At 39.4% G+C, this 9,817-nt stretch carries 8 protein-coding genes; 5 read left to right on the forward strand and 3 right to left on the reverse strand.

Annotated features, from left to right (window positions below; genetic code table 11):
• Positions 1-5 precede the first annotated feature (5 nt).
• Complete coding sequence (locus L659_RS0107145; RefSeq protein ID WP_024590074.1) at positions 6-1,643, forward strand: methyl-accepting chemotaxis protein; 1,638 nt, start codon at positions 6-8, stop codon at positions 1,641-1,643.
• Positions 1,644-1,715: 72 nt separating this feature from the next.
• Here the strand turns inward: L659_RS0107145 and L659_RS0107150 are convergent, their stop codons facing one another.
• Positions 1,716-3,236 carry a M17 family metallopeptidase gene (locus L659_RS0107150; protein WP_024590075.1) on the reverse strand — a complete coding sequence of 507 codons (1,521 nt, stop codon included), beginning with the start codon at positions 3,234-3,236 and terminating at the stop codon, positions 1,716-1,718.
• A 129-nt stretch (positions 3,237-3,365) separates the two neighbouring features.
• A complete protein-coding gene (gene dinB / locus L659_RS0107155; protein WP_024590076.1) occupies positions 3,366-4,418 on the reverse strand; it encodes a DNA polymerase IV in 1,053 nt (350 codons plus the stop codon).
• 679 nt (positions 4,419-5,097) lie between these two features.
• Between dinB and L659_RS0107165 the strand changes: the two genes are divergently transcribed.
• The 3 genes from L659_RS0107165 to L659_RS0107175 all read left to right on the forward strand — a co-directional run bounded on the left by L659_RS0107165 (position 5,098) and on the right by L659_RS0107175 (position 7,634).
• The gene (locus L659_RS0107165) at positions 5,098-5,532 is read left to right on the forward strand and encodes an acyl-CoA thioesterase (protein ID WP_010553137.1); all 435 of its coding nucleotides are present in this window, start codon (positions 5,098-5,100) and stop codon (positions 5,530-5,532) included.
• Positions 5,533-5,541: 9 nt separating this feature from the next.
• A complete protein-coding gene (locus L659_RS0107170) occupies positions 5,542-6,594 on the forward strand; it encodes an aldo/keto reductase (protein ID WP_024590077.1) in 1,053 nt (350 codons plus the stop codon).
• A 116-nt stretch (positions 6,595-6,710) separates the two neighbouring features.
• A complete protein-coding gene (locus tag L659_RS0107175; RefSeq protein WP_024590078.1) occupies positions 6,711-7,634 on the forward strand; it encodes an ABC transporter substrate-binding protein in 924 nt (307 codons plus the stop codon).
• Here L659_RS0107175 and L659_RS0107180 read toward each other — a convergent pair.
• Complete coding sequence (locus L659_RS0107180) at positions 7,585-8,205, reverse strand: fumarylacetoacetate hydrolase family protein (RefSeq protein WP_024590079.1); 621 nt, start codon at positions 8,203-8,205, stop codon at positions 7,585-7,587. The two genes, L659_RS0107175 and L659_RS0107180, sit on opposite strands and share 50 nt — an antisense overlap.
• A gap of 302 nt (positions 8,206-8,507) precedes the next feature.
• Here L659_RS0107180 and L659_RS0107185 point away from each other — a divergent pair, with 302 nt between their 5' ends.
• On the forward strand, positions 8,508-9,779 hold the full coding sequence (locus tag L659_RS0107185) for an IS4 family transposase (protein ID WP_024590080.1): 1,272 nt from the start codon (positions 8,508-8,510) through the stop codon (positions 9,777-9,779).
• The last annotated feature ends 38 nt before the right edge of the window (positions 9,780-9,817 follow it).

Below are 9,817 nucleotides of genomic sequence, written 5' to 3' on the forward strand. Positions count from 1 at the left end.
AATGTATGCCTAATCTACGAAGTTTTAGTATATCCCAGCGTTTTTCACTGTTAATAGCCATAGTTATATTTGGACTAATAGTACTTAGTATATCGAGCCTAACTCATCAATATAGCTCGCTAAAAGACGAGCAATACACAAAAACACAAAATGTAGTAGAAACTGCGTACAGTATAATCGAGCACTATTATGGCCTTGAGCAAAGTAATTCACTTACTCAACAGCAAGCTCAATCGCAAGCACTTAATGCAATAAGAGCACTGCGCTACGACAAAACCAATTACTTTTGGATTAACAACTACCAGCCAACAATGGTTATGCATCCTATAAAACCTGCGCTTGAGGGAAAAGATTTAACCAATAACAAAGACCCTGACGGCAAAGCATTGTTTGTTGATATGGTTAATATAGTTAAACGCTCTGGCGAGGGATTTATTCCTTATAAATGGCCAAAACCAGGTAAAGAAAAACCCGTTGAAAAAATCGCATTTGTTAAAGGTTTTAATCAATGGCAATGGATTATTGGCTCAGGTGTTTATCTTGATTCAATTGACGAAGCATTTAGCGAGCAACGAAACCTTATAGTCGTCAGTGCAACAATTATGATTATTGCTGTTATTTTACTTAGTTACTTTATAGGCAAGAGCATTTTAATACCTACTCGTTTAGCTGCCGATATGATGAAAGACATTTCACAAGGTGAAGGCGATTTAACCCGTAAATTAAATGAATCCGGTAATGATGAAATATCTGAACTATCACATTCATTTAATTTATTTGTTTTAAAAATGCGAGAGTCACTTGTTCATGTAGCGCAAAGTGCAAACGACGTAAGTGAGCATGCGCATACAGTTGATGATTCAAGTAGAACAAGCCACTCGTTTATTGAGCTTCAAAACGATAGCTCAACCCAAGTTGCAGCTGCCATGGAGCAAATGACTCACCAAATACATGATGTAAGCCGTAACGCCGAAGCCGCAGAGCAAGCAGCTAAAGATGCAGCACAAAACGCATCAACGGGTAAAAATGTGGTTGCGCAAACAATTACAGCAATAGAAACACTCTCAAGCAACATAGAAACAGTCAGTCGTGTAACAGAAGATTTAGCCAACGAGAGCCATAATATAGGCTCTGTACTTGATGTAATAAGAAGCATCTCGGAGCAAACAAACTTACTGGCATTAAACGCTGCCATTGAGGCTGCTCGCGCAGGAGAGCATGGCCGAGGATTTGCTGTTGTTGCAGATGAAGTAAGAACACTAGCCAGTCGTACAGGGCAAAGTACCGACGAAATTCAAACCATGATCACTAAACTTCAAGAAGGTGCAAAAGCAGCAGTAGAAGCTGTTAAATCAAGCCAAGCACTTTCAGTTTCTACCGTAGATCAGGCGTCATCGGCCAATACTTCACTTAATGAAATAGAACGACTTGTTTCAATTATTACCGAAATGAACAGCCAAATAGCACGCGCCACAGAGCAACAAACTCAAGCTGCCGACGAGGTTAATTTGCGTATTAATGAGCTATCTCAATCAACTGAGCAATCATTAAATAATACTAAACAGCTTACCGATGCCAGTGATAATCTTAAACAAAGTAGCCAAGAGCTTTCAAGCGTAGTTAATCGTTTTAAATTAGATTAATCGATACCGTTCTCATAAAATGCAAAAAGCCCTGAATTAACAGGGCTTTTTTATTGCATGTAAGTTTTTAGCTTACAAACAGTAACGTGCAAACAAGCTGGTTACTGATGCAGCCGTTGGCTTGCCATGCTGCCAATCACCGCCTTCAACACCGCTTCCTGCAATGTCCATATGCACATAAGGCAAAGGCTGTGCAGAGTCGTTACCGTGCTTATCAAGCCCACCAACAATAGCCATAAACGCCATAGGGAACTGATGTCCACGCGCAGTAACAGCAGATGCTGCGTTATTGCTCGAGAGTACATCGTCAGCTAGCGTGCGTGGTTTAATAAAGTCGTAATCTTCACGGCGAGAACGCGATACTTCAGCGCCATCTGCCCACAAATCTCCAAGGTCAGCTATTTGACGTGAAATACCAGCGCTACGAGCTGGACCATTTTCAACATACGCACCGTAAGGACCCATTGCACGTGCCGCGTGACCCGTTAATGTAGCAACAGTAAATAACGTTGGGTTTATTTCGCCTTTAGCTAAATCTTTCATTTCGCTAAGCAGGTCGCCCATTGCTAAGCGCCCTTCTGCATCGGTATTACCAATACGTACACGAATACCTTCGCGACTAGTAATAATTTCATCTGGCACAAAACAATCCGAGCCAATAGAGTTACGAACAACAGCTAAGTACGATACCACTTTAACGCCTTTAGGCTGATAATCCGCAACGGCTTTCATAAAGCCCGCAACAGAAGCAGCGCCGCCTTTATCGCGGCTCATGCCTGCCATGTGCCCGCCAACTTTTAAATCGGCGCCGCCTGTATCGTATACAAGACCCTTACCTACAAACATAAGTGTGCGAGTAATTTCGCCCTCTGGTACATATTCAAGCTTAACAACACGTGGGTGATGGCGCTCAACTGCATACGATGCACGAGCAACAGTGCTTAGCATTGGGTAGTTTTTATCAATAGCTGCAATATCATCAATTACGTCAACCGCAATGTTTGAGCCTTTAAATAAGTCAACGCAGTAATCAGCAAAACGTGGTGGAGCCATACGCTCAGGTTCAGTGCCACATAAGTCACGCGCGGCATATTGGCCTGCAGCAATTGCATTAACAGCTTTAATTGTTTGCTCGCTTGCGCCAACTAAACCAATTTGAGTAATAGGTTCAATACTTTCACCGTGATATTCACGCGCTTCTAATGGCTGCCATAAGGCTTGGCAAGCGCCTAAATAAGCAACTTCTAAAGCATGCTGATAACGGCTATCGCCATTTAAATTTGGTAAAAATAATGCAGGATTAACACTACCCGACGCTTTTGCTTCGTTAATTGCTAATTTAGCAGCATCAAAATAACGGCGAACATCGTCGTAATCTCTATTTAACGGACCCGTTGGCGCAAGTACAACGCGTTTGTTTTCAATCACTAATAAAGTAACTTGTTTACCAATACGAGAATCAACTTTTGCTTGGTCTAAAATAGCATCACGTAATGAGTTATTTGGTAATTGAGAAAAGTCATCACTAATAATAATAAGCGCATCATGAGATGTACATTCAAGGCTTGCACTAACCGCTTGAGGGTATGCCATAAATAAAGTCCTGTTAGAAAACATAAGCCCCTATTATCGTCGATTTAAATATTGAAGACCAGCAAGGTGCGATGAGCTAATTATACAAGTTGCCAATAAATGGCAACTTGGGGTTACAGGCTTTACAGCTTAATCGAGAATACTAAGTTGAAAGTTTTGTTCTGGCTCGCTTTTAATGCCAACGCCTATGCCAAGTAATCTTACAGGTTGTTGTAGCCCTCGTTGATAAGCCTTAGTAAGGAGTTGAATAAATATTTCTGTGTTTAGCTCGTGGTATGCCTGATCGGCTGAGGTTACTACAAAATTTGCAAACTTCACTTTAACACTCAGCTTATTAATACGGTTTTGTAATTGCTGTTTATTAAGTCTTAAAACTAATTCGTCTAACAATTTTGGCAGCTCATCTAAGCACTCTTGCAAACTTGTTTTATTGTATTCGTAGGTATGCTCAACACTCAGCGACTTTCTGATGCGATCTGTTGATACTTTACCAACATATTCACCTGCACATTTTTGATAAAGCGACACACCAAAATTACCCACATGTTGCTGCATCCAGTTAACGCCTTTTTCACGAACATCCTTGCCGGTATATAAGCCTTTTAAATTTAGCTTTTCGAGCGTTACTTTACCCACCCCCGGAATTTTCCCCAGCGGTAATTGCGCTAAAAAGTCATCGACCTCATGAGGCAAAACGACAAATTGACCATTCGGTTTTTTTTCGTCGCTGGCTATTTTGGCAATAAATTTAATCGGTGCAATACCTGCTGATGCAGTGAGCCCTGTGGCATTGTAAATATCGGCTCTTATTTGCTGTGCAATAAGTGTGGCACTGCCTTTACAAGCAGTGCTGTCTGTTACATCTAGGTAGGCTTCGTCTAAAGAAAGAGGCTCAACTAAGTCTGTGTAGCGGCTAAATACTTCACGTATTTGATTTGAAGCTTCTTTGTATACAGCCATGCGCCCAGGGACAATAACTAAATCGGGGCATAATTGTTTAGCATGATAGTTCGACATAGCCGATCGTACGCCATATTCTCTAGCTATGTAGTTAGCGGTTGAGAGCACGCCTCGTCGGCTATTGCCTCCAATAGCAAGCGGTACACATGCAAGTTTTGGATTATCTCGCATTTCTACTGCTGCATAAAAGCAATCCATGTCTATGTGAATAAACTTCTTCATCACCACAACAATAACTGGTTATTTATACAGTCATTATTATAGAATCAAATGTGATAAGCAAGCCTAGGGCCTGTTTATCTTTCGAGGTTAAATTTGCAGCAGTATGTTTGGTATTTAGGAAAGGCAGAGCCTATGTAGTGTGGTTATTCCCCATAAATAGGCGATAACGTAGCACAAATGCCAAACATACGCTGCCCGAAGGGTTCTGCCTAGGGGCAATTTACTCTTTGTTGCTCGGTTTTTACTTAGCCCACTAGGTCACAAACCTCGCGCCGCGATTAAATAGCCCCTAGATTGAACAAATTTTAATCCTGAAAGGTCAACAGGCCCTAGTTAGCGATTAAAAAAAGCGCTTATTACCTTCTTGCTCTTTATAACCGCGCAACCAAAACATAACCTCGAAAAAAAACCCCGCTAACATTAAAATAATAGCGCCTGATTCGTTACCCATTGCGTAACAGGTAAAAGAGGCTATAAAAACTAAACAAGCTAAGGACCAATTAATTATATTCTGCATATTTTTACCTTTGTGTGTTTTTGTGTTTGTCTGTGTAATTTAACTGTAGACCTAAAATTAAACAGGTACAATCATCTTATAAAAAAACATGCCATTAATTACCTTGAGCTCGTAACCCCATGTTGATAATCTAAGTACTTTAAAATTAAGGGCCAATAAATAATGCAAACGTTTAAAGATCAGCACCCTATCCATACCGACATCACCGTAGCGTGGGCTGATATGGATGCACTACAACACGTAAATAATGTAGTGTATTTACGTTACTTTGAAATAGCCCGAATCGACTTCTTAAATAAAATAAATCTGTTCGATACAATAAGCCCTAATGGCGTGGGCCCGGTAATAAGCGAAAATAACATTCGTTATAAACGCCCAGTTACATTCCCAGATACGCTTACAGTCGGTGTTACTATTTCTGATATAAAAACAGACCGATTTGTTATGAATTACACCGTATTTAGTCACGCACAAAACGCTATAACAACAACAGGCACTTCAAAAGTGGTTATGTTTGATTTTGAAACAGGCCAAAAAGCCCTCATTGCAGAGCCTCTTTTATCGGCGTTAGTTAGCTACTCTCAAGACGAGCAATAAGGAATTCTCATGCAATACAGCCCACTTGGCAGCAGTGGTATTAACGTTTCAAGAGTATGTTTAGGCAGTATGACTTGGGGTAAACAAAATACTCAAAGCGATGCTGATGAACAAATAGCCTACGCGTTAGAGCAAGGCGTAAACTTTATTGATACAGCCGAAATGTATGCAGTACCGCCCTCTCCAGAGACCTATGGTAAAACTGAGGAAATTATTGGCAATTGGCTATCGCGTAATCAGCAAAAGCGCAGCGATGTGGTACTTGCTACAAAAATTGCAGGCAATGGATTATCGTGGGTACGTGATGGTGGCAATATTACGCACCAAACAGTAATAGAAGCCGTAGACGATTCACTTAAGCGCCTTAAAACCGACTACATTGATTTATATCAGCTGCATTGGCCAAACCGCTCTACCCCGCACTTTGGCAGACAATGGCCCGGCACTCTTAAATTTACCGACGTAAATACACAAGAGCAGCAAGCTAGTATGCTTGATATTCTAGAAGGCCTTAATGAATGTGTTAAAGGAGGTAAAATTAAACACTGCGGTTTATCTGACGATACGCCATGGGGTATAAGCCAGTTTTTAAGTTTGGCCAAAGAGCATAACTTACCGCGCATGGTATCTATTCAAAACGAGTTTAGCTTAGCGCATGCTAAAGACTGGCCGTATTTAATAGAACAATGTGTACACGAAGATATTGCCTACTTACCGTGGTCGCCTTTAGCGGCCGGTTTATTAACGGGTAAATACCTAAATGGTGCTCGCCCAGAAGGCTCTCGTTGGACCTTCATGCAGCGCAACGGTATTTTTAGAGATACACCCAATGCAGAGCAAGCCACTAAGCAGTATGTTGAGCTGGCTCATGCAAACAATATTACTCCAGCACAACTAGCACTCGCATGGTGTAACCAAGTAGATGGCGTAACCTCTTCAATTATTGGTGCAACAAGCATAGCCCAATTGAAAGAAGATATTGATGCATTTAACATCACGTTAAGCGACGAAATTCTTAGTGAGATTAACACTATATTTAAAAACTATCCTATGCCTTATTAAGCATGTACCAGTTAAAAGCAGCCTTGAACAAGGCTGCTTTTAACTAAAATATTTGACCCTACTACAACCAACACTATACTTTAATTAAGTTTTCTTAATTCAACGAACACTTATCAATGCTGAGAAACGGATACTATGCATTTTGCCTATTAATTGTATTTAACGCGCATGCCGTTGAGAAAAAAGTACAGCCTCTAGAAGAAATTGTTTGGCTGCAAAGTTACACGCCCCCTTTTCATATAGCTAAAAGCGAAAGTGCACCACAAGGCGGTATTTGCGACAACCTAACCGAGCAACTCATTAGAACAATAACAGATGTAAAACATACCCGCTTAATTGTCCCTCAGCAGCGTATAAATAAATATTTAAATGAAGGAAAAAACGTATGCTTCCCGTGTGTTATTTATAAAAAACATAATAACCAACTACTTAACTACTCAAATCCAACAACGGTATATCCCCCATTTTCAATTATCACGACTAAAGAGCTAAAGCCCAAATTAGAAGAAAAGCACGGCTCGCCCATTCACCTTATTAATTTATTAACCGACCCGCAATACGTATACGGGCAAGCTGCTGCACGTAAATTTACAACTAAAATTAATACAATTATTGAAAATACAAAACGAGATAAAGAGTCATCGTTAAGTTGGAGTAGCGAAAATGAAAGTCAGGCTGTTATAGCACGCTTGAGTCATGGCTTTTTAGACTACTCAATTGATTACCCGTTTATGGCCGATTACTTTAATAAACAAGGGGAGTATACGAATATAGAAAGTGTACCAATAGAAGAAAATGATGTTCAATTTATACGAGGAGCAATAGGTTGTGCGGCTAACGCACCTAATAATTTTGCACAGCAAGCGCTTAAAAAAATTAACCGCGCGCTAAAAAATAATGTACTACAATCGCCTGAGTATCAACAAAGTCAGCATAATTGGCTTAAAACTACCTTTGCCGACTTTGATAAACACTACCAACAGCAAGTTATTAATTTTTACTTACTTGCCACTGATGCTCAAGTAAACACTGATCATTAGCATAAAGTGCAACAGCAAAAATACTTTTAGGCGTTACCTCGCCCACGCCCGAAGGTGTGCCTGTCATTACTACATCACCATCTTCTAAGCTCATAAATTCACTAATTTCTTGTAAAATTGAGTCCGGGTTATGCAGCATAAAATGAGTATCACCTCGCTGAACTACTTTATTATTAATTTTAAGTTCAAAGGTAAAGTGCTTCATTTCATCAGTTAGCGCTACAAAATCAGTTAAAATTACAGAGCCGTCGAACGCCTTAGCGCGCTCCCATGGAAGCCCTTTATTTTTTAACTTACTTTGTACCGTGCGCTTAGTTAAATCAAGGCCGAGTCCAACCCCCACAAATTTTTTATTTTTAACTACAAAACATAGCTCGGTTTCATAATGCAGCGTATCGCCGTTATGAGCCGCAAATAACGTATTAGTAATCGCGCTATTTGGTTTGTTAAATAACACCATTTGATCTGGCGTTTCGTTATTTAGCTCTGCAATGTGTGCGGTATAGTTACGGCCAACACAGACTACTTTTGATGGTGTTAATTCTTCAGATACTAACTTTATTGAATGCATATAAATAATGTCTCAGTTATTGGACCTGTTGACCTTTCAGGATTAAAATTTGTTCAATCTAGGGGCTATTTAATCGCGGCGCGAGATTTGTAACCTAGTGGCTCGGTAACTGCTCCTACGTTATTCTACTGACTTACATCCCTGTAAGAATAAGTAAAAACCGAGCAAAGCTTCCGCGTCCTGCTCACGCCCCTTACCTACATCCATGTCATAGGTAAGATCTTAAGAAATTGAGTTGAAGCTCAATTCATGATCAAATGGTTGTTACCACACAAACCACAGAATCAAGAAAAGAGCTTCAAATGAATGCTAACATTTTTATTAATAAGTTAAAAAGTATCCTAAGTGAAAAAAAACTGAACCGACTTGGTAAACAAGTAGCATTTACTAAAAGAGAAAGAAATATTACCGCATTTCATATGGTTGTTAGTCTTGTTGCTGCGCTTGGGGATAAAAAAACGATCTATTTATCCGAAATATTAAGAGTTTATAATCAGCTAACAGGGCAGTCTATTAAGTATAAGCCTTTTCATAACCAGTTAGTTAAACCTGAACTAGCTGAACTAATGCGAGAGGTAACAAATAGAGTTTTTAATTGTTGGATAAATGATGCGCTTAAGTACACGAAAAAAGATTTGTTCAAGTTTGAGAATATTTTAATTCAGGACGGTAGCTCTATTATGCTTCATCGTTCTTTAAAAGATGTTTTTCCTGGGCGATTTTCAAATACGTGTCCAGCAGCGATTGAATTGCATGCTACTTTAAATTTAACGCAAGGTTGCTTTGAAAAAGCAGGTATAACACCAGACAGTTATTCTGAACGTGAAGAACTTCCAACATTTAAAGAGTTGAAAGGACAGTTGTTACTTGCTGATAGAGGGTATTATTCAGGTAGTTATATTCATGAATTAGATAAAGCAGGAGGATTTTACGTATTAAGAGCTAAGGGGTTAAAAGCAGTCAGAGTACATAATGCTTTTAAGCAAAATGGACAGGAATTAACAGGAAGTCATTCCCCAAAGTTATGTGAATTGCTCCCCGAATTACCTAAAAATGATCTTATTGATATGAATGTTAGCATAAAAAACAAGCTAACAAGAGTCGTTGGGTATTGGTCAAAAAAAGAAAAACAATATACATTTTTAGTCACTAATTTATCTATTGATGAATTTACAGCGACTGAAATAGGCAAATTATATAGGTTACGCTGGCAGGTTGAATTACTTTTTAAGGAGTGTAAGTCTTATAATAATTTACGCGGCTTTCAAACATCAAACGCAACCTTACAAGAGGCGCTAATTTATGTAAGTTTAATAGTAACCACGCTTAAAAGGTTTTTAACTGGCTGTATTGAAAAGATATTCAAAACTGAAATGTCTACAATGACAGTAGCAAAAACAACGGGTGTTTGGTGGATTGGCATATTAACAGCGATTATTAGGAAGCATAGGAAAGGATTGTTAAATGCAGTTAATGGAGCATTTGACTTTCTGAGGAAAAATGCTGCTAGGGCACACCCCAAACGCGATCGAAAAACAGGAGTATTTCAGTATGGGGTAGAGCCAAATTTTTAAGGCTGTACTTAATGTTTTTCTTAAGTACCTACCTATGA

This window comes from Pseudoalteromonas sp. S8-8 (assembly GCF_000497875.1).
Classification (GTDB): domain Bacteria; phylum Pseudomonadota; class Gammaproteobacteria; order Enterobacterales; family Alteromonadaceae; genus Pseudoalteromonas; species Pseudoalteromonas arctica.

What these genes read in the sequence shown, in the direction of transcription:
- L659_RS0107175 (WP_024590078.1), top strand. Translation starts at nt 6,711, where the DNA reads ATGCTGAGAAACGGATACTATGCATTTTGCCTATTAATTGTATTTAAC.
- L659_RS0107165 (WP_010553137.1), top strand. Translation starts at nt 5,098, where the DNA reads ATGCAAACGTTTAAAGATCAGCACCCTATCCATACCGACATCACCGTA.
- L659_RS0107180 (WP_024590079.1), bottom strand. Translation starts at nt 8,205, where the DNA reads ATGCATTCAATAAAGTTAGTATCTGAAGAATTAACACCATCAAAAGTA.
- L659_RS0107185 (WP_024590080.1), top strand. Translation starts at nt 8,508, where the DNA reads ATGAATGCTAACATTTTTATTAATAAGTTAAAAAGTATCCTAAGTGAA.
- L659_RS0107145 (WP_024590074.1), top strand. Translation starts at nt 6, where the DNA reads ATGCCTAATCTACGAAGTTTTAGTATATCCCAGCGTTTTTCACTGTTA.
- dinB (WP_024590076.1), bottom strand. Translation starts at nt 4,418, where the DNA reads ATGAAGAAGTTTATTCACATAGACATGGATTGCTTTTATGCAGCAGTA.
- L659_RS0107170 (WP_024590077.1), top strand. Translation starts at nt 5,542, where the DNA reads ATGCAATACAGCCCACTTGGCAGCAGTGGTATTAACGTTTCAAGAGTA.
- L659_RS0107150 (WP_024590075.1), bottom strand. Translation starts at nt 3,236, where the DNA reads ATGGCATACCCTCAAGCGGTTAGTGCAAGCCTTGAATGTACATCTCAT.